The organism is Halarchaeum nitratireducens (assembly GCF_014647155.1).
GTDB lineage: Archaea > Halobacteriota > Halobacteria > Halobacteriales > Halobacteriaceae > Halarchaeum > Halarchaeum nitratireducens.
The window spans coordinates 251249-273628 of sequence record NZ_BMOQ01000003.1 but is presented as its reverse complement, the minus strand read 5'-3'; the positions used below and the strand labels follow the sequence as shown (position 1 = coordinate 273628).

The 22380-nt window shown below is 71.1% G+C and carries 17 protein-coding genes and 2 tRNA genes; 8 read left to right on the top strand and 11 right to left on the bottom strand.

Annotated features, from left to right (window positions below):
• The first annotated feature begins 61 nt into the window (after nucleotides 1–61).
• Both IEX91_RS05990 and IEX91_RS05985 read left to right on the top strand, forming a co-directional pair.
• Nucleotides 62–901, top strand: a complete 840-nt coding sequence (locus IEX91_RS05990) for an acetylglutamate/acetylaminoadipate kinase (protein WP_188877707.1) — start codon at nucleotides 62–64, stop codon at nucleotides 899–901.
• Between the two features lie 81 nt (nucleotides 902–982).
• Complete coding sequence (locus tag IEX91_RS05985; protein ID WP_188877706.1) at nucleotides 983–2020, top strand: AIR synthase family protein; 1038 nt, start codon at nucleotides 983–985, stop codon at nucleotides 2018–2020.
• A 147-nt stretch (nucleotides 2021–2167) separates the two neighbouring features.
• Here the strand turns inward: IEX91_RS05985 and IEX91_RS05980 are convergent, their stop codons facing one another.
• The 3 genes from IEX91_RS05980 to IEX91_RS05970 form a co-directional block, all read right to left on the bottom strand.
• Nucleotides 2168–2860 carry a hypothetical protein gene (locus IEX91_RS05980; protein WP_188877704.1) on the bottom strand — a complete coding sequence of 231 codons (693 nt, stop codon included), beginning with the start codon at nucleotides 2858–2860 and terminating at the stop codon, nucleotides 2168–2170.
• Between the two features lie 20 nt (nucleotides 2861–2880).
• The gene (locus IEX91_RS05975; RefSeq protein ID WP_188877703.1) at nucleotides 2881–5607 is read right to left on the bottom strand and encodes an alkaline phosphatase PhoX; all 2727 of its coding nucleotides are present in this window, start codon (nucleotides 5605–5607) and stop codon (nucleotides 2881–2883) included.
• A gap of 275 nt (nucleotides 5608–5882) precedes the next feature.
• Entirely contained in the window at nucleotides 5883–6302 is a 420-nt protein-coding gene (locus IEX91_RS05970) for a hypothetical protein (protein ID WP_188877702.1), read from the bottom strand.
• A gap of 356 nt (nucleotides 6303–6658) precedes the next feature.
• Between IEX91_RS05970 and mutS the strand changes: the two genes are divergently transcribed.
• Nucleotides 6659–9346, top strand: coding sequence for a DNA mismatch repair protein MutS (mutS, locus tag IEX91_RS05965; protein ID WP_188877919.1), 2688 nt, complete (start codon nucleotides 6659–6661; stop codon nucleotides 9344–9346).
• 59 nt (nucleotides 9347–9405) lie between these two features.
• Nucleotides 9406–11439, top strand: a complete 2034-nt coding sequence (mutL, locus tag IEX91_RS05960) for a DNA mismatch repair endonuclease MutL (protein WP_188877701.1) — start codon at nucleotides 9406–9408, stop codon at nucleotides 11437–11439.
• A gap of 1 nt (nucleotide 11440) precedes the next feature.
• On the opposite strand, the gene IEX91_RS05955 is transcribed toward mutL, so the two are convergent.
• Complete coding sequence (locus IEX91_RS05955) at nucleotides 11441–12028, bottom strand: flavin reductase family protein (RefSeq protein ID WP_188877700.1); 588 nt, start codon at nucleotides 12026–12028, stop codon at nucleotides 11441–11443.
• An 83-nt stretch (nucleotides 12029–12111) separates the two neighbouring features.
• Between IEX91_RS05955 and kdgK1 the strand changes: the two genes are divergently transcribed.
• Nucleotides 12112–13065, top strand: a complete 954-nt coding sequence (kdgK1, locus tag IEX91_RS05950) for a bifunctional 2-dehydro-3-deoxygluconokinase/2-dehydro-3-deoxygalactonokinase (RefSeq protein WP_188877699.1) — start codon at nucleotides 12112–12114, stop codon at nucleotides 13063–13065.
• 42 nt (nucleotides 13066–13107) lie between these two features.
• Entirely contained in the window at nucleotides 13108–14502 is a 1395-nt protein-coding gene (locus IEX91_RS05945) for a dihydrolipoyl dehydrogenase family protein (RefSeq protein WP_188877698.1), read from the top strand.
• A 145-nt stretch (nucleotides 14503–14647) separates the two neighbouring features.
• Here IEX91_RS05945 and ubaA read toward each other — a convergent pair whose 3' ends face one another.
• The 3 genes from ubaA to IEX91_RS05930 form a co-directional block, all read right to left on the bottom strand.
• Nucleotides 14648–15457 carry an SAMP-activating enzyme E1 gene (ubaA, locus tag IEX91_RS05940; RefSeq protein WP_188877697.1) on the bottom strand — a complete coding sequence of 270 codons (810 nt, stop codon included), beginning with the start codon at nucleotides 15455–15457 and terminating at the stop codon, nucleotides 14648–14650.
• Nucleotides 15458–15511: 54 nt separating this feature from the next.
• A complete protein-coding gene (locus IEX91_RS05935; protein WP_188877696.1) occupies nucleotides 15512–16939 on the bottom strand; it encodes a DUF6498-containing protein in 1428 nt (475 codons plus the stop codon).
• Nucleotides 16940–17131: 192 nt separating this feature from the next.
• On the bottom strand, nucleotides 17132–18130 hold the full coding sequence (locus IEX91_RS05930) for a PLP-dependent cysteine synthase family protein (RefSeq protein WP_188877695.1): 999 nt from the start codon (nucleotides 18128–18130) through the stop codon (nucleotides 17132–17134).
• Here IEX91_RS05930 and IEX91_RS05925 point away from each other — a divergent pair.
• A complete protein-coding gene (locus IEX91_RS05925; protein WP_188877694.1) occupies nucleotides 18129–18734 on the top strand; it encodes a hypothetical protein in 606 nt (201 codons plus the stop codon). The genes IEX91_RS05930 and IEX91_RS05925 overlap by 2 nt on opposite strands.
• Nucleotides 18735–18973: 239 nt before the next feature.
• On the opposite strand, the gene IEX91_RS05920 is transcribed toward IEX91_RS05925, so the two are convergent.
• Both IEX91_RS05920 and IEX91_RS05915 read right to left on the bottom strand, forming a co-directional pair.
• Nucleotides 18974–19080 (bottom strand) — tRNA-Ile (locus tag IEX91_RS05920).
• Between the two features lie 299 nt (nucleotides 19081–19379).
• Nucleotides 19380–19452: transfer RNA gene (locus IEX91_RS05915), tRNA-Asn, on the bottom strand.
• 102 nt (nucleotides 19453–19554) lie between these two features.
• Between IEX91_RS05915 and cca the strand changes: the two genes are divergently transcribed.
• Nucleotides 19555–20916, top strand: a complete 1362-nt coding sequence (cca, locus tag IEX91_RS05910; RefSeq protein WP_188877693.1) for a CCA tRNA nucleotidyltransferase — start codon at nucleotides 19555–19557, stop codon at nucleotides 20914–20916.
• Here cca and IEX91_RS05905 read toward each other — a convergent pair.
• Both IEX91_RS05905 and IEX91_RS16595 read right to left on the bottom strand, forming a co-directional pair.
• Nucleotides 20895–21908: a histone deacetylase family protein gene (locus IEX91_RS05905; RefSeq protein ID WP_188877691.1), complete on the bottom strand. Its 1014-nt coding sequence runs from the start codon at nucleotides 21906–21908 to the stop codon at nucleotides 20895–20897. The genes cca and IEX91_RS05905 overlap by 22 nt on opposite strands.
• Nucleotides 21905–22339, bottom strand: coding sequence for a histone (locus IEX91_RS16595; RefSeq protein WP_188877690.1), 435 nt, complete (start codon nucleotides 22337–22339; stop codon nucleotides 21905–21907). The genes IEX91_RS05905 and IEX91_RS16595 overlap by 4 nt, the downstream gene beginning before the upstream one ends.
• Nucleotides 22340–22380 lie beyond the last annotated feature (41 nt).

Sequence of the window (22380 nt, the reverse complement as noted above, 5' to 3'; positions counted from 1 at the left end):
GCGCGACCAGCGTTGGACCGACGGTCCGACTGGGCCACGCGAACCACGGGGGGTGGTTCGCGTGACGGTCGTCGTCAAGATCGGCGGCGCGAGGGCCGTCGACCCCGAGGGCGCGCTCGCGGACGTCGCCGCCCTGCGAGAGGAGGGCGAGGACGTCGTCGTCGTCCACGGCGGGTCGACGATGGTCGACGAGACGCTGGAGCGCCTCGGCATCGAACCGGAGTACGTGGAGACGCCGGGCGGCGTCGTCGGACGCTTCACCGACGAGGCGACGATGGAGGCGTTCAAGATGGCGATGCCGGGCGTCGTGAACACCGACCTCGTCGCCGGCCTGCAGAATCAGGGGGTGGACGCCGTCGGTCTCTCCGGCGTCGACGGCGGCCTCCTGACGGGCCCGCGGAAGTCCGCGGTGCGCGTCGTCGAAAATGGAAAAAAGAAGATCAAGCGCGGCGATCACTCCGGGACCATCGAGGACGTGAACGACGACCTCCTCGAACGATTGCTCGACGGCGGCTACACGCCGGTCGCGTCGGTCCCGATGCTCGGCGTCGAGGACGACGGCTCTTACACCCCGGTCAACAGCGACGCGGACCGCTCGGCGGCGGCGGTGGCGGGCGCGCTCGACGCCGACCTCGTCCTCCTCACCGACACCCGCGGCGTCTACCGCGACCCCGACGATCCCGAGACGCTCATCGATCGCGTGACGACGCCCGACGAGTACGACGGACTGCGGACGGCCGCGGAGGGGTTCATGAAGCGGAAGGTGATGGCCGCGGAGGAGGCCCTGCGCGGCGGCGCGCCCTCCGTCGTCGTCGCGGACGCGAACGCCGACGAGCCGATCCGGTCGGCGCTCCGCGGCGCGGGGACGACGATCGAGCGCGACGCGCTGCCCGAGGAGTAGCGGCGCGGGCGACGCGCCCCCGTCGTCGGTGCGGGCGCGGGAAGCGCAGACGCTAACCGCCCGGGCACCGCCCCGTCCGGTATGGATCCGGGAAAGGTGGACGGCGCGTTCTTCGCGGAGCACATCTACCCGCGCCTCGGCGCCGACCGGGCGGACGTCCGCCTCGGCCCGACGCACGGCGCGGACTTCGGCGTCGTGGACGTCGGGTCTCACGTCGTAGCGCTCGCGACCGACCCCGTCTTCGTCCTGCGTGAACTCGGCGCCGAGCGCGCGGCGTGGTTCGCCTTCCACGTCGCCGTGAGCGACGCCGCCCTCTCCGGTATCCCGCCGAGCCACCTCAGTATCGATCTGAACCTCCCGCCGGACACGACGAAGGCGGCGTTCGGGACGCTCTGGGAGGTCTTCGACCGCGAGGCGCGCGAACTCGGGATCTCGATCGCGACGGGCCACACGGGGACCTACGCGGGCTGCGCGTGGCCGACGGTCGGCGCGGCGACCGCGCTCGCGGTCGGCGACCCGGACGACCTCGTGCTGCCGACGGGCGCGACGCCGGGCGACCGACTCGTCTGCACGAAGGGGCCGGCAATCGAGACGACGGGGATCCTGAGCGTGCTCTACGGCGACGCGCTCGACCTCGATTCCGGGACCGTCGACGCGGGGACGGCGCGCTTCCGCGAGGCGAGTCCCGTTCGGGACGCGCTCACCGCCGCCGCGGCGGGGCCGGTGACGGCGATGCACGACGCGACCGAGCGCGGCGTCGACAACGCCCTACACGAGCTCGCCGCGGCGTCCGGGGTGCGACTCGCCGCCGAGCGCGAGCGCTTCCCCGTGGGCGAGGGCGTCCGCGAAGTCTGCGACGCCTTCGGCGTCGACCCGTGGACGGCGTCGAGCGAGGGAACGGTGCTCGTGAGCGTGCGCCCGGACGGGGTGGACGACGTGCTGGACGCGCTCGCCGACGAGGGGGTCCGGGCGGCCGCGGTCGGCGACGTGCGGGAGGGTGGGGGCGTCGAGATGGACGGTGCGGAGCTCGACGAACCGTCGAACGACCCGTTCTGGGGCGCCTACGAGCGCGGGAGGGAGCGCTACGGGGTGCGGACGGGGTGGGACGCGGCGGAGTGAGAGAGGGAGGGAGAACGAAACGGAGAGACGGCAGGTAGGTGGAAGAGGGGAGAAGCGGACGTGGGATCGTCCGTCACGCGCCCGTCGTATCCGCTGTGCGTGTCGAGAGGTACGCAAAAGGAGACGGCGGGAGACCGGGGGGAGTCGTCAGCGGCGTCGTCGCACGGCCACGACCGCGAGGAGCGCGACGACGACGAGCGCGACGAGCGCGCCCGCGATCGTCTGGAGCGCCGGGAGCCCCGACGCGGAGGCCGAATCGGCGTCCGGCGACTCGACGGCCGCGCTCGTGCGTTGCGTGGACGACGAGCCGTCGTCGGGCGTCCCGGACGTCACGGTGACCGTGCCGACCGCCGTGTCGGGCTCGACGGGCCCGCCGCCGTCGGCGTCGAACTGCAGCGGCTCGGCGCTCAGTTCGGCGGAGCCCGCGCTGACGCCGGTGAGCTCGACCGTGCCGAGGACGACGTCGGAGGCGCCCGGCTGGACGCGCTCGTTCAGGTCCGCGGCTTCGAGGCGGACCTGTCGGCCGTCGTCGGAGAGCGCCGGCTCGCTCGTCAGCCCGTACGTCTCGGGGTAGCTCGCGTTCGTGATGCGCGCGGCCGACCCCTCGACCGAGACGTCGACGGCGAAGCCGGCGAGACCCTGCGGCGCCGACGACAGGACGACGGTCGCCGTCGCCGTGCCGTCCGACGCGACGTCCACGTCGGTGACGCTGACGGTAGGCGCGTCCGCGGTGTCGGCGGTCGCCGCGTGGCCGGCCCCGGCGGCGATCGGCGCAGCGACGACGACGAACAGGGCGAGCGCGAGCAGGCGCCGGGTGCGTCGCGTGGTGTTCGGACTCATGTCTTATGCGTGCCGTCGGGTCACGCGCCGGCCCCAGTCTCCTGGTAGAGCTGTACGATGTCGGCGTAGTCGAGGCGCTCGTTGCCGTTGAAATCGAAGCTCCGCGTGTTCGAGGAGATGCTCTTCGAGTCCATGCGCTGGAAGAAGAGGACGACGTCGTCGTAGTCGACGCGACCGTTGCCGTTGACGTCCTCGAACAGCCCGTCGCCGTCCGGGTCGCTCGGCGGGGCGCCGCTGGGGGCGACGCTCGCCGGACCGGTGAGCGCGATCCCGGAGCGGGTCTCGACCGCGATGTCGTTGCCCGCGTCGTCATCGAGCGCGGCCTGCACGTCGAGGCCGGTCGCGCCGCCGCGGACGCCGGAGAGCGTGAGGGTCGCGAGCGTGAACTCGACGCCGTCGGCCTGCATCGCCTCCTGCACGTCCGCGAACTCGAAGGCGGCCGTCGAGCCGTCGTCGGCGACCTGCGGGGCCTTGGTGAGACCGGCCGCATCGGGGTAGCTCGCGCTCGTGATCTGGGCGACGTCGGGGTCGGCGACGGAGACGGAGAACGTCCCGCCGGCGATGCCGTCCGGGATGTGCTTCGCGCGAACGTCGACGGTGACGGAGTCGCCCTGCGCGACGGCGGCGGAGCCGGCGGCGACCGTCGGGTTCGGCTGGTAGACCCAGAGGCAGTCGTTCGGGTAGGAGCGTTTGGACTCGTTGAAGCCGTCCTCACAGCAGAGGACGCGGCCGTCGTCCATCACGTTCACGTTGTCGACGTTCCGGAGCGCGTCGTTCGCGGCCTGCGGGCCGTCGGTGAAGTCCGGGCCGACGATGACGGGTTCGAGGCGACTGATGTCGTAGTGGGTGTCGAGTTCGCCGCGATAGACGACGCCGCCGTCGACGCGGTCCATCTGGAGGTCGCCCGTGTCGTCCGCCATGTCGTCGTTGAACTCGGAGATGCCGAAGTAGACGTAGTCGCCGGGGCCGGCGTCGTCGGCGCTGTCGACGCCCTCGGCCTTGTTGAACTCGATGGAGGCGCCGATCTCCTTCGCGGCCGCGCGGAGTTCGAGGAATGGCACGCGGCGCAGGTCCTCGTCGACGCCGTCGTAGCCGCGCTCCTCGTACTGGCGCGCCCACTCGACGATCTCCTCGTTCGTGATGTAGTTCTGGTTGCCGTTCGCGATGACCTCCCTGTCGGCCTCCTCGATGGCGTCGCTGTAGGCGACGTCCTGACCGAGTTCGGCCTCGTCGTAGTCGGTGTGGGTCGTGAGGTAGTCCTCCTGCGTGACGTCGTCGTACTCCGCGATCCATGACTCGATCTCCGCGTTGGAGGCGTGACCGATCGGGATCCACTCGACCTCGAGGTCGACGTCGGCCGGGGACGCGCGCGTACCGGAGTCGGCAGCGCTCGCGGCGTCGTTCGTGATCTTCGGCGCGTAGAGCGTGCCCTCGACGTCCATCGGATCGGCGTAGCTCGGGATCTCCTCGTCGGCGACGAACTTGTAGATGCCCTTGCTGTCGCCGTCGGAGCAGCCGTAGACGGTCTTGAGGTCGTTCTGGAAGTCCGGACACTCCCAGGCGGCCCGCCCGATGACGTAGTACTTGATGGGATCGGGGGTCTCCGCGTGGGGGTCGCGGTAGTCGACGAAGTAGCCGTAGCGATACGGGTTCGGGTACTCCTCGTCCGTGATGGGCTCCACGTTGTTCTCCGCGCCGTCGGCGACCTCGCTTCCGCCGTAGGTGTCGGAGGTCTCCGTATCGACGCCCGTCGTGTCGGTCGGCGCGGCGCCGAGCGAGTAGGCGAGGAGTTCGACGCCGGCGAGCGCCCAGTAGCCCTGCAGGGTCCACGCCTCGTCGTCGTAGTAGTCGTTCACGGCGCTCTGGATCGCGGTCGGGCTGGGTCGGTTCCAGAACTGACAGCCGCCGATGAGGCCCTTGCCGCTCTCGGCCTCGACGATGTCCCCGACCGTGTGCGTGAAGTTGACGCGGGGGTGGGCGTAGTTCTCCTCGGCGGAGACCATCGTGTCCCACGGCGAGCGATCGCCGTAGCAGTTGATCATCGTACCGCCGAGCGAGCGGAGCGCCTCCGTGTTCGCCATGTTGATGGCGTTCTGGGTGTCCGCGGTCCACTCGCCGTCGTCGGTCTTCGAGACCGGGACGCGCGTGACGTTCCCCGGTGTCGCCTCGAAGTTCGTGAAGAGGTGCCCCTCGGTGCCCTCGTCGTTCGAGGGGATGAACTGGTTACAGTCCGGCGTGTAGCCCGCCTCGGAGTACCGCGTCCCCGGGTACTTATCGATGTTCTCGCCGTCGGGCGTCTGCGGGACGCCGAGCTGTTCGTCGCCGTCGCCGATGGACTCCTCCTGGCTGAAGAGCATCGTGTAATCGCCGGCGGCGGTGCGGACTTTGCGCCGTTTCTTCTCGGAGTTCGGCGCGGAGAGCTCCTCGAAGTCGTCGTTGCTCCCCGCCATCTCGAAGCTGAAGCCGCTGACGTAGCCGACGCCGGCCTTGTTGAACGGCTCCGTGTTGTCGGTGTTCGGGTGCTGGAGGCTGTACAGCGGCGTCCCGTCGGCGAAGACGTAGGGGCCCGTGACCTCGGCGCCGAACGCGGTGTTCGAGAAGCGCTTGAGCGACCCCTTCACGCTCGGTGCCCCGGGCGTGTCGGACTCGTCGACGTCCGCGCTGACGACTCCACTACCGACCACGCTGGCTCCGAGCGCGGCCGCGACCGAGCTGGCCATGAGACTGCGGCGACTGATGTCGACCATGCAGTCCGGTGGTTCGCGTCACACCGAATAACTGCTTATAATAGTGATACGTTCGGCGTGGTGAAGTATCGGAGACGGAAGTGAGGATGGTACCCGTACGGACCCGTACGGACGGGAACCGAGACGCGGCGGGTGGTCGACGGGCTACGGGTGAAGAGACGGGACGGCCGTATGTAGCTGCGGAGCGTTTCGAGCGTCGAAAGACGGCGGAGCGACCCGAGCGCGGCCAATCGGTTACGGCAGTCGAACGGGAGCGAGAAAGAGGGGGGGGAGCCTCAGGCGTCAGCGGGCGTGACGTCGCGTTCGCGCGCGCCGTCGCGGATCTCGGCCGCGCGCTCCTCGACCCACGAGACGTACTCGCGGACGCGGTAGGGCTTCTTCCCGAAGAAGGAGGCGACCCACTGATCGTCGCCGTACTGCGTGAGGAGGTAGGCGGCGAGCACCGCGCGCCCCGCGCCGAGCACGTCCAGCGGGACGCCGCGCTCGCCCGTCCCCGCCTCCTCGAAGCCGTTCGTACAGAAGTAGACGTCCGCGTACAGCTCCGCCGTCTCGGCGTCCGCGAACGTCTCCTCGCGATTCCCGGGGGCGTCGACGCGGTAGCCGTCCGCGCACTCGACGATTCGAACGTCGAGGACGTACTCCCGGTGGATTGACGTTTCCGCCTCCGCCTCCGCTGTGGACTCTGTCTGTGACATGGTGAGGGGCGGGCCGCCGAGGGGGCGGCCGTCGCTACGAGAAGAGCGAACGAACACCCTATAGATCGTTTATATGATAGGTATATATCAGACCGGAGGGGTTCCCTCCCATCCGTTTCCGTCGCGCGGGGCGCGAAGCGACCCGCTCACCGCGAAAGCGGAGTCGAAACGCGCCGCTCGGCGACGAGAACGCGTAGAATCGGGACGACGCCGGCCGTCGTCCCTCGCTCGTATCTACTACTTGTGGCGAGAGACACTTAAAGAGAGAGCGCCGGGGCGAGGCGGTGCGTTCTTACTCGCTCGCGGCCACCTACCGCCATGATCGAGACGACGGTGCAGACCCGGGTGAGGGCGGCGTGACCGGCATCGTCGAGGAGTTCCTCGCACTGAAGGAGGAGTCGGACGCGGACGTCCTCGCCATGCAGGTCGGGGACTTCTACGAGTTCTTCGCGGACGACGCGCGTCTCGTCGCCGACGAGCTCGACTTGAAGGTCTCCGAGAAGTCGAGTCACGGCTCGTCGTATCCGATGGCCGGCGTCCCGCTGAGCGAGCTGACGCCCTACCTGAAGTCGCTCGTGGAGCGGGGCTACACGGTCGCGGTCGCGGAGCAGCGCGGCGACGACGACACGACGCGCGAGATCACGCGGACGGCGACGCCGGGCACCCTCCTGGAGGCGACGGGGGCCGACGCGCGCTACCTCGTCGCCGTGGTGCGCGAGGGCGACGCGTACGGGCTCGCGGCGGTGGACGTGACGACGGGGGCGTTCCGCCTGACCGAGGTCGGAGACGAACGCACGGCCTTGGCGGAGCTCGGGCGCTTCGGTCCCGAGGAGGTGTTGCCGGGGCCGGTACTGCGAGGCGACGACGACTTCTGCGACGCGGTGCGCGACGACGCGGACGCGACGCTGAGCGTCCACGGGACGGAGGCGTTCGCACCCGGGAAGGCCACCCACCGTGTCCGCGAGCAGTTCGGCGAGGGCGCGCTGGACGCGGTCGGCGTCGAACCGGAGGGGCCGGGCGTGCGGGCGGCGGGCGCGGCGCTCGACTACGTCGCGGAGACGGGCGTCGGCGTGCTCTCGTCGCTGACCCGCGTCCAGCCCTATCGGGCGGACGATCACGTCTCGCTCGACCCGACGACGCGGCGCAACCTCGAACTGACCGAGACGATGCGCGGCGACAGGGAGGGATCGCTCGCGGCGACGCTCGATCACACGGTGACGGCGATGGGCGCGCGCCGCTTGGAGGCGTGGCTCGTCCGACCGCTGCAACGGCGCGGGGAGCTCGAACGCCGACACGACTGCGTCGCGGCGCTCGCCGACGACGCGCTCGAACGCGACGCGGTGCGCGAGACGCTGGACGGCGCGGCGGACCTCGAACGCCTCGCCGCGCGGTGTACGTCCGGGAGCGCGGATCCGGGCGCGCTGAAACGCGTCGTCGACACCTTGGAGCGCCTCGACGCGCTCCGCGAACGCGTGGCGTCGTCGCCCTCACTGGCCGACTCGCCGCTGGGCGACGTGCTCGCGCGGGTGGACGCCGACGACGCGGCCGCCCTGCGCGAGACGGTGGACGACGCGCTCGCCGACGATCCCGGCGGCGAGACGGGGATCTTCGCGCGCGGCTACGACGAGACGCTCGACGAGCTCGCGGCCGAACACGACGAGCTCGTTGCGTGGTTCGACACGCTCGCCGAGCGCGTCAAGGCGGAGAGCGAGCTCTCGCGGGTGACGGTGGATCGGAACAAGACTGACGGATACTACCTCCAGGTCGGTCACTCGCAGACCGATCGCGTCCCCGACGACTACCGCGAGGTGAAGACGCTGAAGAACTCGAAGCGCTATCGAAGCGCCGAGCTCGACGAGAAGGAGCGGGCGCTGTTCCGCGTCGAGGAGGAGCGCGCGGCCCGCGAGCGCGAGCTGTTCGACGAACTGCGGGCCGAGGTGGCCGCACACGCTTCGCTGTTGCAGGACGCGGGGCGAGCGCTCGCGGAGGTGGACGCGCTGGCGAGCTTCGCGGAGCACGCGAGCGCGAACCGGTGGACGCGCCCCGAGCTCCGCGACGACCGATCGCTCGACGTGAGCGCGGGTCGCCACCCGGTCGTCGAGCAGGCGGTGGAGTTCGTGCCGAACGACGCGCGCTTCGGCGAGGGCCGGCGCTTCCTCGTCGTGACGGGTCCGAACATGAGCGGGAAGAGCACCTACATGCGCCAGACGGCGCTGATCGTCCTGCTCGCGCAGGCGGGGAGCTTCGTGCCCGCCGAGTCGGCCGAGATCGGACTCGTCGACGGCGTCTACACGCGCGTCGGCGCGCTCGACGAACTCGCGCAGGGACGCTCGACGTTCATGGTCGAGATGCAGGAGCTCTCGAACATCCTCCACTCCGCGACGGCGGACTCGCTCGTCGTCCTCGACGAGGTGGGCCGCGGGACGGCGAGCGACGACGGCATCAGCATCGCGTGGGCGGCGACGGAGTACCTCCACAACGAGGTGCGCGCGAAGACGCTGTTCGCGACGCACTACCACGAGCTGACGGCGCTCGCCGACCGTCTCGACGGCGTGCGAAACGTCCACGTCGAGGTCGACGACGAGTCGTACGCGTCGGCTGGAAGCGAGGAGGAGTCCGGTCCCGCGACGGGACGCGACGGCGACGTGACGTTCCTCCGAACGGTCGCGGAGGGCCCCGCGAATCGCTCGTACGGCATCCACGTCGCCGACCTCGCGGGCGTCCCCGATCCCGTAGTGTCGCGCTCGCGCGACGTCCTCGAACGCCTCCGCGCGGACGAGGCGATCGACGTCCGCGGCGGGAGCGAGGGGAGCGAGCAGGTCGTCTTCGACCTCGGAAGCGGCGAGCTGCGGACCGACGAAGGCGCTACGGGCGAGAGCGGGGGAGAGGGTGAAGACGCGGCCGGCGACGGTGAGGACGACGCGGCGGCCCTCGACTCCGAGGCGGCGGCCGTCCTCGACGAGCTGCGCAACACCGACGTGAACAACTCCTCGCCGCTCGATCTCCTCCAGCGCGTCAACGAGTGGCAAAAGCGGTTGGACTGAGCGAGCCGACGGAGCGCGACGAGCGCCGGATTGATGTGGGCGTGCGGCCATCCACGGCCATGAGCGAGGGCGACGGCGGGGGCAAGACGGGAGCGGAGATCCGCGAGCTCGACGCGGCGACGGTCGATCGCATCGCGGCCGGCGAGGTCGTTGAGCGGCCCGCGTCGGTCGTGAAGGAGCTCGTGGAGAACGCCCTCGACGCGGACGCATCGCGGATCGAGGTGTCGGTGACGGGCGACGGGACAGACGAGCTGATCGTGCGCGACGACGGGATCGGGATGACGCGCGCGGACGCCGAGGCGGCGATCGAGCGACACACGACGTCGAAGATCCGGGACGCCGACGACCTCGCGCACGTCGGGACGCTGGGCTTTCGCGGCGAAGCCCTCCACACGGTCGCCGCGGTGTCGCGGCTGACGGTGACGACGAAGCCCCGCGAGGGCGGTCGCGGGACGGAGGTACGCGTCGCCGGCGGCGAGGTCGAATCGGTCGGCCCCGCGGGGCGCGCGCCGGGGACGACGGTGACGGTCCGCGACCTCTTCTACAACACGCCGGCGCGCCGGGAGTTCCTGAACGCCGAGAGCACCGAGTTCGGCCACGTCAACCGCGCGGTATCACGCTACGCGCTCGCCAACCCGGACGTCGCGGTGTCGCTCGAACACGACGGGACGGAGACGTTCGCCACGCCGGGCGACGGCGACGTGCGCTCCGCGCTCCTCGCCGTCTACGGGCGCGACGTCGCGGAGTCGATGATCAGGGTGAACGCCGCGCCCGAGGGGGCGATCGAGCGCGTCCGGGGGTACGTGAGCCACCCGGAGACGACGCGCTCGACGCGCGACTACCTCGCCACGTACGTCAACGGCCGCTACGTCAGCGATCGGGTGCTGCGCGAGGCGATCGTCGAGGCGTACGGGACGCAGCTCGCCGCCGATCGCTTCCCGTTCGCCGTCCTCGACGTCGAGCTCCGCGCGCGCGAGGTGGACGCGAACGTCCACCCGCGGAAGATGGAGGTGCGATTCGAGGACGAGGCCGGCGTCCGCGAGGCGGTGACGGACGCGGTGCGCGACGCGCTCCGCGAGCACGGCCTCGTGCGGACGCGGGCGCCTCGTGGGGCCTCACAGCCGACGGACGCCGCGATCGCGCCCGGGGACGACGGCGTCGAGCGCGCCGTGAGGAGCGGGTCGAGCGACGACGGGGAAACGGGCGGGAGCGAGAACGCGGCCGGATCGGCGAACGGGTCGTCGAGCGGGCCGGGCGGGCGGGATCCGTCGTCACGTAGGACGTCGTCGCACGGCGCGCCGGCGGCGAGCGGGACACGCTCGGGCGCGTCGGCGTCGGAACGGTCGTCGCCGCGGTCACGCGGGACGCGCGCCGACGACGGGGGACCCGGAGCCGGAGGCGAGCGCGAATCCGGGCGGATCGCCGGCGCGACGCGTAACGCCCGGCTGCCCGGAACGGCGGAGACCGACGACGCGCCCGAGCGCGAGCGCCTCCCCTCGCTCCGCGTTCTCGGGCAGCTCCACGAGACGTACGTCGTCGCGGCGACCGCTGAGGGCCTCGTGGTGATCGACCAGCACGCGGCAGACGAGCGGGTGCGCTACGAGGCGCTGCGCGCGGAGCTCGACGACTCGCCGGACTCGCAGGCGCTGGTGACGCCCGCCGACGTGTCGCTGACGGCGGCGGAGGCGGCGAGCTTCGAGGCGGCGCTACCCGCGCTCCGCGACGCGGGCTTCGAGGCCGAGCTGAACGGGACGCACGCGGTCGTGACGGCCGTTCCCGCGGTGTTCGGCCACGCGCTCGACGCCGCGTTGGTGCGAGACGTCATCGCGTCCGCGACGAGCGCCGCGGCGGGCGACGCGGTTCTCGACGCCGCGGACGCCCTGCTCGCCGACATGGCGTGCGCGCCCGCGATCAAGGGGAACACGTCCCTTCCCGAGGGGGACGTGACGGCGCTCCTCGACCGACTCGACGACTGCGCGGAACCGTGGGTGTGCCCGCACGGTCGGCCGGTGCTCGTCGAGATCGACGCGGCGGAGCTCGACCGGCGATTCGAGCGGGACTACCCCGGCCATCAGGACCGCGCGCCGGAGTGAGTCAGTAGCGCCGCTCGAACTCGACGGGCTCCGTGTACGTGTAGTAGGGCCCGCCGAGACGGCCGATCGTCGTGATCTCGCGGGAGTCGACCTGCCCGTCGCGCATCGCGGCGTCGGCCGCGTGAAAGCGCACGACGTCGCCGATGAGCATCGTGCGGCCGTGGATCTCCTGGCGGTCGTGGAGGGTACACTCCATGGCGATCGGGGCGTCCGCGACGTACGGGGCGTCGATCCGATCGCACTCGGCGCGCTCGACGCCCGCGAGGTCGAACTCGTCGCCCTCCTCGGGATCGGCGGCGGTGTGGTCGACAGTCTCCAGGACGTCCGCGGTGGCGACGCTCACCGAGAAGACCTCGGTGTCGATGACGTTTCGCGGGGTGTCCTTCAGTTCGCCGTCGCGGCGGCTCGCCGTGAACAACACCGACGGGTCCTCCGCGCCGACGTACGTATAGGAGCTGAACGGGGCAAGGTTGTCGGCGCCGGACGCGTCGCGCGTCCCGACCCACGCCACGGGACGCGGGCTGACGGCCGTCTTGACGATGCGCTCGCGCTCGCTCGCCGAGAGGTCGTCCGTGTCTCGTTCGAACATGACGCTCCCGAGTACGGACGAGGGGGGTATGAGTGGGCGGGGAATCCCGCGGATTGATTTGGGGCGGCGTCGTCGGCCGTGACATGAGCGACCTCGTGACGTTCGGCGAGACGATGTTGCGCCTCAGCCCGCCGGGACAGGAGCGCCTCGAACGGGCGTCCGAACTGGAGTTCCGCGCCGCGGGCGCGGAGAGCAACGTCGCGGTGAACGCCGGCCGCCTCGGTCTCGACACCACGTGGCTCTCGAAGCTCCCCGACAGCGCGCTCGGGCGGAAAGTGACGGCGACCGTCGAGGCGCAGGGGACCACGGCGGACGTCGTCTGGAGCGACGAGGGACGACAGGGAACCTACTACCTCGAACAGGCCTCGGCGCCGCGCCCGACGAACGTCATCTACGACCGGGCGGACGCGGCGGTGACGACGGCGACGCCGGACGAGCTCCCGACGGAACGGATCGAGGGGAGCGACGCGTTCTACACCTCGGGCATCACGCCCGCGCTCTCCGACACCCTCGAAGGGACGACGGCGGCCCTGCTCGCGCTGGCGGGAGAGGCGGGGGCGACGACCGTCTTCGACGTGAACTACCGCTCGAAGCTCTGGAGCCCGGCGGAGGCGCGCCCGGTCCTCGAATCGCTCTTCCCCGACATCGACGTGCTCGTGACGGCGGTCCGCGACGCCAGAGACGTCCTCGGGCTCGACGGCGACGCCGAGCGCGTGGCGCGCGACCTCGCCGAGGAGTGGGGCTTCGAGACCGTCGTGGTGACGCGCGGCGCGGCGGGCGCGCTCGCGTGGCACGCGGGCGACGTCGTCGAACAGCCGGCGTTCGAGGCCGACACGCACGACGCGGTCGGGACGGGCGACGCCTTCGTCGGCGGCTTCCTCGCACGCCGCCTCCGCGGCGACGGCGTGCCCGTCGCGCTTGAGTACGCGGCCGCGACCGCCGCGCTCAAGCGCACCATCCCGGGCGACACCGCGCTCGTCACACCCGAAGAGGTCGAGGCCGTCCTCGATCGCTCGGGCGACGATATCGCGCGCTGACGGCCCCGCGGCTTTTCGGCACCGCCTCGCGTAGACGACGGTATGCACGTCCTCGTCATCGGTGCGTACGGGAGCGCGGGCGTCGCCGCCGCGGAGGTCCTCGCGGACGGCGACGCCGAAGTGACACTCGTCGACGACGGCGATCCGGGCGGCGGGCTCTGTATCCTCCGCGGCTGTATGCCCTCGAAGGAGGTGTTGAGCGCGGCCCAACACGGCTATCAGGCGCGCTCGGATCCGCGCCTCGACGCCGACGTCGACATCGACCTCGATCGGGTCGTCGCCCACAAGGACGACCACACGGCCGAGTTCGCACGCCACCGACGCGACGCCGTGCACGACCTCGCCGAGCGCGAGAACGTGACGTTCCACCACGAGAGCGCGAGGTTCGTCGACGACGGCGTCGTCGCGGTCGGGGACGAGCGGTACGAGCCGGACTACGTGATCGTGGCGACCGGTTCGACGCCCCGGACGCCCGACCTCCCCGGAATCGACGACGTCGAGCCGATGGACTCAGCGGACGTCCTCGACGCGACCGAGTTGCCCGCGTCGGGCGTCGTCCTGGGGTTCGGCGCCGTCGGTCTCGAACTGGTCCCGTACCTCGCGGAGGCGGGCGGGATGGACCTCACGGTGATCGAGCACGACGCGCGGCCGCTCGACCGGGCGGCCCCGGCAGTCGGTGACGGCGTCGTCGAGTGCTACCGCGAGGAGTTCGGCGTCGACGTGCTGACGAACGCCGAGGAACGGCGCGTCGCGGCGACGGAGGACGGCGGCGTCCGAGTGACCGTCGAGCGGGACGGCGAGACGGAGACGATCGAGGCCGATCGGCTGTTCTGCTTCACCGGACGCGTCCCGAGCACGGACGGGCTCGGTTTCGAGGCGACGGGGATCGAGCCGACCGAGGGGTGGGTCGATCCGGGAACGCTTCGGGCGCGCGACGATCCGAGGGTGTTCGCCGCGGGCGACGTCGTCGACGAGCGCGAGCTCCTCCACACGGCGAAGGAGGAGGGCGAGGTCGCGGCGCGAAACGTCCTCGCGGACTGGCGCGGCGAGGCGCTGGAGACGTACGATCCGATCACGCACCGCGTGGTCTTCACCGCGGCCGGCGTCTACCCGTACGTCACCGTCGGCATGACGCCCGGCGAGGCGGAGGACGCGGGCCACGACGTGCTGACGGCGTCACGGGAAGCGAGCGACGACGGCGTCTTCCGGACGAAAGACGCCGCACGCGGCCGGGCGGAGCTCGTCGTCGACGCGACGGACGGAACCGTACTCGGTTACCACGGGTGGCACTACGAGGCCGACGTGATGGCGAAGACGCTGCAGGTGCTCGTTGAGACCGGGATGGACGTCCGGGACGTTCCGGATCGGTCGTTCCACCCGACGACGCCGGAGATCATCGACGGACTCGTGCGGACGGTGAGCAGAGAGCTGCGATAATCGGGTCGCCTGAGGGGGCGAGCAGGCGGCGCGCGATGGGGCGCGGGAGAGAACGCACGTCGCACCGCCGGTTCCGCGGGGCGTGCGCGGCCGTCGTCAGGACATACCGCGGGGTGGCTCCGGCTTTGGTGATGAAGGCGCCGACTCAGACGACGGTACAGCCGCCGGAGTACTCGACGTCCTCGACGCTCTCGATCGGGTCGTCGCCGCAGACGGGACAGTCCGGGTTCCGGGCGATTGGTACCGCCTCGAAGCCGACGCTCGCGGCGTCGTAGTGGAGCAGTCGCCCCGTCAGGAGGTCGCCGACGCCGAGGATCGACTTGACCGCCTCCGTGGCCTGCAGACAGCCGACGGTCCCGGGGAGCACGCCCAGGACGCCCGCGGTCGCGCAGTCCGGGACGGTGCCCTCCTCGGGCGCCTCGGGGAAGACGCACCGATAGCAGGGGCCGTCGGGGGTGACCGTGATCGCCTGGCCCTCGAACTTGTAGATCGCGCCGTGGCTGAACGGGACGCCGGCGAGCACGCAGACGTCGTTGACGAGGTAGCGCGTCCCGAAGTTGTCCGTGCAGTCGACGACGAAGTCCCGATCGGCGACGAGGTCGCGGGCGTTCTCGCGCGTCAGGCGAACGTCGTGACCCTCGAAGTCGACGTCCGGGTTGAGGGCGTCGACGTAGCGGCGCGCGGAGTCGACCTTGGGCGTGCCGACGTCCGCGTCGCGGTGGACGATCTGTCGCTGGAGGTTCGAGCGCTCGACGGTGTCGTCGTCGACGACGGCGAGCGTGCCGACGCCCGCCGCCGCGAGGTACTCGATGACCGGCGAGCCGAGGCCGCCCGCGCCGATCACGAGGACGTCGGCGTCGAGCAGGGCGGCCTGGCCCTCCGGGCCGACGTCGTCCATGATGATGTGCCGGGAGTACCGGTCGAGTTGCGTCGGGTCGAGGTCGAGACCGGGCATGGTGGAACGTGGCGCGCGAGGGCAAAACGGGTGTCGGTGGGCGAAGGGAAGACTTCAGAGGTAGTAGACGGCCACGACGACGAACGGCCCGACGACGACGAGCGACAGGAACGCGACGACGATGACGGCCGGGTCGTGGCTGACGTGCCACGCCGCCGCGGGAACGCACGCGAAGGCGGCGACGAACGCGAGCGCCGCGTACGCCACCGTCCGATTCGGTTCGGGACGTTCTGCGGGACGCACGGGGAGGTCGAGCGCGACGACGGCGTCGCTGAACGCCGCGAACGGACCGACAGTCGCGCGCGTCCGCTCCGGGTCGTACGCGGCGTCGGGCCAGTACCCGTCGCCCGGGTCGCGCCAGTCGAGCTCGACGAGCGCGGTGTCGGCGACCCGATCGATGAGGCGTCGGGGGATCGACCCCTCGCAGACGTCGAGGGGGGCGCGCCACTGCGGTTCGTCGAGCAGGCGGTCGTGGCCGACGAGCGTCTCGCCGTACCGGTGGAACGCCATCGTCCCGAGTCGGAGGTAGCGACCCGCGGCGCCAAGGCAGACGCTAGCGACGAGGAGCGAGGCGGGGAGGAGCGCGAGGGGCGAGCGGAGGACGACCGCGAGGAAGGCGGCCGCGAGCGCACAGAGGACCGCGGGCCGACTGACGAGCGTCGCCAGCCCGCGACAGGCGCACTCCATGCGGACGGCGCGCGGGTCGGGCGTGCGGACGGCGTCCGGGTCGCCCTCGGGAACCGGGACGGTCGGGGCGTCGACGGTCGTGTCCCGGTCGCCGAAGACCGCGGCGAAGACGCCGTTGCCGGGTTCGTCGTCGGTCACGCGGCGGTACGTCTCCGCGAGGAGTTTCGCGGCGACGACGCCGGTCACGACCGCGAGTCCACCCGCACGGAACGACTCGCTCGCGGCGACCGGGACGGCGAGTAAGAACACGAAGACGGTCTGCTGGCCGGTGTGAGAGATCGCCATCCGGGCGGACGTGTGCTCGTACGCCCGCTCGCCGACGTACTCGCGGACGAAGGAGACGCCGTGCGCGACGGCGATCGCGAGCGCGCCCGCGGCGACGGTGAGCCATCGCGCGTCCCCGAGGGCGCCCCACAGATCGAGGGCGTAGGCGAAGTAGAGGCCGATCCCGCCCCAGACGGTCCCGAGCATCGAGAGCTGGAGGAGCGCCGTCGGGACGTTGCGGACGTAGAGCGTGTGACCCCGATAGGTCCACCCGCCGCGTTTCTCGCGGAGGCCGGCGAGCGGGAGGGCGTGCGAGCTCACCGAGCGGTCGAACGGGACGGCGAGTAGCGCCCGCGGGACGCCCCAGAGCGCGGCGACGCCCATCTCGACCCAGTAGAGGACGAGGACGGTGAGGAGATCCCAGCCGAACGCGAGGACGCCGGCGAGCGGATAGAGAGTCGCGGCGGCGACGGCGAGGAACGACGCGGTGCGCCGCGCGGCCGTCCGCGCGTCGGTCTCCGAGTCACTCACGGCCGGGGGAGTGCGAGAGGACGTGGTGGACGAACGAGGCGCGGCGGTCGAGGGAACGAGCCGCGCGGCGATCGGCGTGCGACGCGTGACGTGTGGAGGATGGACCGCGGCGATCGCGGTCGGACGCGTGGCGGGCGGCCATCACGCCCCGCTTTCGGGGCGATCCGGAAAAACGACGGGATCCGACGGGCCCTAGAGGTAGTCGTCCCAGAGCGGGACGTGGGCGTATCGATCACCGCGGTCCGGGAAGGGAACCACGACGACGTCGTCGGAGCCGAGGTCGCCGTGGTCGGCGAGACGCGTCACCGCGGCGAGCGCGCCCCCCGAGGACGGCCCGACGAGGAATTCGCCGTCGGCGCGGAGGTGCTCGCGGACGAGCGCGGCGTCGTACTGCCCGGTGTCGTGGATCTCGGGATCGCGCTCGGCGTAGCGCTCGCGGAGGCGCCGCGCCTCGTAGTACGCGTCGGCGGTCGAAATCGAGAGGACGGCGTCGAGTTCGTCGGCCGCGTAGACGGCCGGATCGTGGTAGCGCGACCCGCGCACGTATTTGAGCCCGTCGATGCCGTGGCGCGGCTCCGCGGGTTCGTAGCCGACGACCGTCACGTCGCCGCGCTCGCGGAGCGCGCGGCCGACGCCCGTGACGGTGCCGCCTGAGCCCGCACCCGCGACGAAGTGCGTGACACGCTCGGCCGTCTGCGCGCGGATCTCCGGACCCGTCGTCCGCTCGTGGACTGCGGGGTTCGCCGGGTTCGCGTACTGATCCGGCATGTACGCGTCCGCCTCGGTGACGCGACGATCAGCGACGGCCAACATCGTCTCGTAGTCCGGCGCGACCGTCACCGTCCCCCCCGCCGCCCGGATCGCCTCGGCCTTCTCGACCGGGGCTTCCGCCGGCATCACGATCTCGACGTCGTAGCCGCGCGCGACGCCGAGGCGCGCCAGCGCCGTCCCCGTGTTCCCCGACGAGGGCTCGACGACGAGCGCGTCGTCGTTGAGGTCATCAGCCGCCGCCGCGGCGTCCAGCATCGAGCGCGCGATCCGACTCTTCACCGACCCGCCGCCGTACGGGTGGGCGTGGAGGTTGTACCACTCAGGCTTCGCGTACACCTCGCAGGGGACGTCGGGGTGCTCGACCCGTAGCAGGGGCGTCTCGCCGATGTGCGACTCGTCGACCGGCGGTGCATCGGCCATGGGGAAGAACAGCGGCGGCGGCGTGGTAAAGGAACGGGCCGAGAGCGAGGAGGGGGCCGAAACGCCGCCGGCCGGCCGACGCGTCTCGACACCGACGTTCAAGGGCGCTCGCGGCGTACGGACAGCGCACGCGATGGACGACGACGGCGAGGTGCTGGAGGACGCGCGGTTCGTCCTCGAAACCCACCTTAACACCCTCGAAGAGCTGAACACGCGCGCCTATCAGGTCATCAGGCTCAACGCCGTCATCCTGACGATCCTCGCGGCCGGCCTCTACCGGACGCGCCCGTCGAGTCTCCTCCTCTTCTACACCGCCATCGGCGTGCTCGGGCTGATCGCGGTCTCGATCTGGTGTTTCGGGCTCTTGCGCGGCGCACCGGTCGGCGCCGGGATGAACGCGGACAGCTTCGAGGAACTCGTCGAGGACGATATCGACGTCGAGGACTACTTCCATCACGCCGTCGGGACGATCTACCCGGCGGCGATCCGCGACGCGAAACGCTCGGCGTCGGAACAAGCGTATCGACTCAACTACGTCTACGCCATCGAGGGCGGATCGATCGTCTGGATCGTCTTCAGCGCGGTCGTCACGCACCCGATGTAGGGGGAACGTATACGGGGGCGCGCGCCCACGGGGGGAGTATGACCGACGACGGCGACGACAGCGAAAGCGAGAGCTCCCCGTTCAGCAACGAGGAACCGAGCGAGACGTACAAGGGGTTCGCCGAGAACGCCGACGAGGGCGGCGACGAGGAGTGACGCGCAGGCAGTGACGACGAGCGTCGGGCGTCCACGCAGACCGTAGCGTGTCAAGCGAACGCCGACGAGTCTGCGGGAGGAGAATGGGCCCTGGCGGATTTGAACCACCGATCACCCGGTGTCCCACGGTCGGACTGGTCGTCGCGGCCGGTATGAGCCGGGGGCTGTAAACCAGACTGAGCTAAGGGCCCTCGTACCGCCGTATCGGGCGCGTCGTCTTTAGGGTGTCGGGACTCGCCCCGTCGAGGCGGCGAGGGGCACGGACGGAAGCGAGTGGAGAAACGCGATGCGTTTCTGGGTAGACGTAATTCCGAGGGGGAATGGACGCCGTGTGCAGAACGTGTACGCGTTCTGCATGCGAACGAGGCACTCTGTGTCTCGTGAAGCGACGGCCGAAGTGAGGAGCGCCGTTTTCAGAAACGCTACGCGTTTCTGAACTCGCGTCAGACGCCGCGCGTCTGACTGAGCCCACTTTTGCTTCGCAAAAGTACGCCGCCACCAGGGCTCGAACCTGGGACAACCTGGGTAACAACCAGGTGCTCTACCAACTGAGCTATGGCGGCTTGCTCGCACTCAACCGTAGCGGTGTCGTTCAAATATGGCTTTCGTTTTCCCCCGGACGCGGCCACCGACGGGTTTTGAAACGAGGCGGGCGTAACGCGGTCATGACCGAGACGGACGCCGTGTTGCGGGCGGTTCGGGAGCGCGTGGACCCGACGGCCACGGAGCGCGAGCGACTGCGGACGGTGGCCGATCGACTCGTCGAGCGCGCAGAGGCGGCGATCGACGAGCGCGACCTCGACGCGGACGTCGTCCGCGTGGGGAGTACGGCCCGCGGAACGTGGGTGCGCGGCGATCGGGACATCGACGTCTTCGTGCGCTTCCCGCCGTCGCTGGAGCGCGACGAGCTGGAGGAACACGGCCTCGCCGTCGGGAACGCGGTCCTCCCGAACGGCCACGAGGAGTACGCCGAACACCCGTACGTGAAGGGGGAGTTCGAGGGGTACGACGTCGATCTCGTTCCGTGCTACGCCGTCGAATCGGCCCGCGAGATCCGCTCGGCCGTAGATCGGACGCCGTTCCACACGGACTATCTCGCGACGCGCCTCGACGACGACCTCGCGGCGGACGTTCGGCTCTGCAAGCAGTTCCTGAAGGGGATCGGCGCGTACGGCTCGGATCTGAAGACCGAGGGGTTCTCGGGCTACCTCACGGAGCTCCTCGTGCTCGAATACGGGGGCTTCCGAGCGCTCTTGGAGGCGGCCGCGGAGTGGCACCCGCCGGTGGAACTCGATCCGGAGAGTCACGGGGAGGCGAGCTTCGACGACCCGCTGGTCGTCGTCGACCCGACGGACCCCGAACGGAACGTCGCGGCCGTCGTCTCGGCGGCGAACGTCGCGCGCCTCCAGCATTACGCCCGGCGGTTCCGCGACGACCCACGTGAGAGCTACTTCTTCACGTCGGCGCGCGACCCGATGGACGCCGCGGCGGTGCGGGCGGCGCTCGCCGACCGCGGGACGCGCGCGCTCGCGGTTCGGTTCGACGACGAGCGGCTCGCGGGGCTCGTCGAGGACCAGCGCTATCCGCAGCTCCGTCGCTCGCTCGACGGCCTCGTCCGCGGCCTGGAGGAACGCGGCTTCGAGGTGGTGCGCGCGGCGACGTGGGCGGACGAGACGGCGGTCCTCTTCTGCGAGCTCGCGGTCGCGGAGCTCCCGGCGATCGAACGACACCGCGGGCCGCCGGTGCACGTCGGCGAGCACGCCGCGGGGTTCTACGAGAAGTACGCGGACGACGACGCGGTGTACGGGCCGTACATCGACGGCGATCGCTACGTCGTCGAGCGCGAGCGGTCGGTGAGGAGCGCGGCGGCGTTCGCCGAATCGGAGTTGGAGTCGGTCGCGCTCGGCCACGCGGTCGAACGTCTCGTCGCGGCGGGCGACTACGTCGTCCTCGCGGACGCCGACGTCGCGGTGCTCGCGGAGGAGTTCGGGACGGAGCTCGCGGCCTACTTCGACCCGAGGCCGTGAGCGTCTCGGACGTCGTCGAGGACGGCCGCGGCCTCCTCAGAGGGGTCGGTGTCCGGGCCCTCCGGGACGAGGCCGTCGAAGACCTCGTGGACCATCCCGACGCCCTCGGAAAGCGTGTCGAGGCTGTAGCCCCCCTCTAAGACGAACGAGAGCGCGGCGTCGCAGCGGTCGGCGAGGTCGCGCACGCGGGTCGTGAGAGCGCCGTAGCCGTCCGTCGAGACGTGCATCCGAGAGATGGGATCGTGGCGGTGGGCGTCGAACCCCGCGCTCACGAGGAAGAGGTCGGGATCGAAGGACTCGATGGCGGGCGCGAACGCCTCGTCGAAGATGAGACAGTAGTCGGCGTCGTCGGCGCCGGCGGGAAGCGGGACGTTCATCGTCGTCCCCTCGCCGTCACCCGTGCCGGTCTCCTCGATGTCGCCCGTCCCGGGGTAGAGGCCGTCCTCGTGGATCGATCCGTAGAAGACGTCGCCGCGGTCGTAGAAGATGTCCTGCGTCCCGTTACCGTGGTGGACGTCCCAGTCGAAGACGACGACGCGCTCGACGTCGCGCGCGTCGAGGGCGTGCTGGCTGGCGACGGCGGCGTTGTTCAGGAAGCAGAACCCCATCGCGTCGTCCGCGACGGCGTGGTGTCCGGGGGGTCGACCGAGCGAGAACGGCGTCGTCCGGCCATCGTCGCCGTCGAGCGCGGCGTCGACGGCCCACATCGACAGGCCGGCCGAAGCGAGCGCGGCGCGCCACGTCGCCTCGACGGCGACGGTATCGGGGTCCCAGCTCCCGCCGCCGTCGTCGCAGAACTCGCGGATCTCGTCCACGTAGTCGGCGTCGTGAACGGCACGGGCGTCGTCTTCGTCGGCGGGGTCGGCCGTGACGTACTCGATGCCGTGGCGTTTCTGGAGCGCGCGCCTGATCGCGCGGATCCGGTCGGGGTTCTCCGGATGTCGGTCGCCCGGGTCGTGCTCCGCGCAGACGTCGCTGACGCCGAATCTCATCCGACGAGCTCGAAGTACGTCTCGACGTCCTCAGCTTGCACGGTGCGACGACCGGCGTGGCGGGCGAGCGTCGCCGCGCCCTCGGCGGCGTCGTCCGCGAACGCCTCCAGGTGTGCGGCGAGCGCGACGCGGGCGTCGGCCGCCACTCGATACTCGTCCGGGATGTCGAGGCGAGCGATCCGATCGACCGGCGCGACCGGCAGCGTCAGATCGTCGCGTTCGGGCGCTTCGGCCGCAAAGCCGAAGTCCTCGACCATCAGGGTCTTGCGGCCCGCGTCGGTCGCGTGTTCCGCGGCCTCCCGGGCGAGGGCCGCACCGCGACGCTGGATGCGGCGGGCGAGTTCCTCCGCGGCGTCCGCGCTCACGCGGAGGTCGCCGGCTTCGCGCCGGATGACCGTGTCCACCGGCGCGAACGGGAGCTCGACACTCATACCCTGAAACGTGCGTGTACGACCCTTAACGTTTTCCGTCC

Coding starts and splice junctions, on each gene's coding strand:
- IEX91_RS05985 (WP_188877706.1), top strand. CDS start 983: ATGGATCCGGGAAAGGTGGACGGCGCGTTCTTCGCGGAGCACATCTAC.
- IEX91_RS05980 (WP_188877704.1), bottom strand. CDS start 2,860: ATGAGTCCGAACACCACGCGACGCACCCGGCGCCTGCTCGCGCTCGCC.
- IEX91_RS05975 (WP_188877703.1), bottom strand. CDS start 5,607: ATGGTCGACATCAGTCGCCGCAGTCTCATGGCCAGCTCGGTCGCGGCC.
- IEX91_RS05970 (WP_188877702.1), bottom strand. CDS start 6,302: ATGTCACAGACAGAGTCCACAGCGGAGGCGGAGGCGGAAACGTCAATC.
- mutL (WP_188877701.1), top strand. CDS start 9,406: ATGAGCGAGGGCGACGGCGGGGGCAAGACGGGAGCGGAGATCCGCGAG.
- IEX91_RS05955 (WP_188877700.1), bottom strand. CDS start 12,028: ATGTTCGAACGAGACACGGACGACCTCTCGGCGAGCGAGCGCGAGCGC.
- kdgK1 (WP_188877699.1), top strand. CDS start 12,112: ATGAGCGACCTCGTGACGTTCGGCGAGACGATGTTGCGCCTCAGCCCG.
- IEX91_RS05945 (WP_188877698.1), top strand. CDS start 13,108: ATGCACGTCCTCGTCATCGGTGCGTACGGGAGCGCGGGCGTCGCCGCC.
- ubaA (WP_188877697.1), bottom strand. CDS start 15,457: ATGCCCGGTCTCGACCTCGACCCGACGCAACTCGACCGGTACTCCCGG.
- IEX91_RS05925 (WP_188877694.1), top strand. CDS start 18,129: ATGGGGAAGAACAGCGGCGGCGGCGTGGTAAAGGAACGGGCCGAGAGC.
- IEX91_RS05930 (WP_188877695.1), bottom strand. CDS start 18,130: ATGGCCGATGCACCGCCGGTCGACGAGTCGCACATCGGCGAGACGCCC.
- cca (WP_188877693.1), top strand. CDS start 19,555: ATGACCGAGACGGACGCCGTGTTGCGGGCGGTTCGGGAGCGCGTGGAC.
- IEX91_RS05905 (WP_188877691.1), bottom strand. CDS start 21,908: ATGAGATTCGGCGTCAGCGACGTCTGCGCGGAGCACGACCCGGGCGAC.
- IEX91_RS16595 (WP_188877690.1), bottom strand. CDS start 22,339: ATGAGTGTCGAGCTCCCGTTCGCGCCGGTGGACACGGTCATCCGGCGC.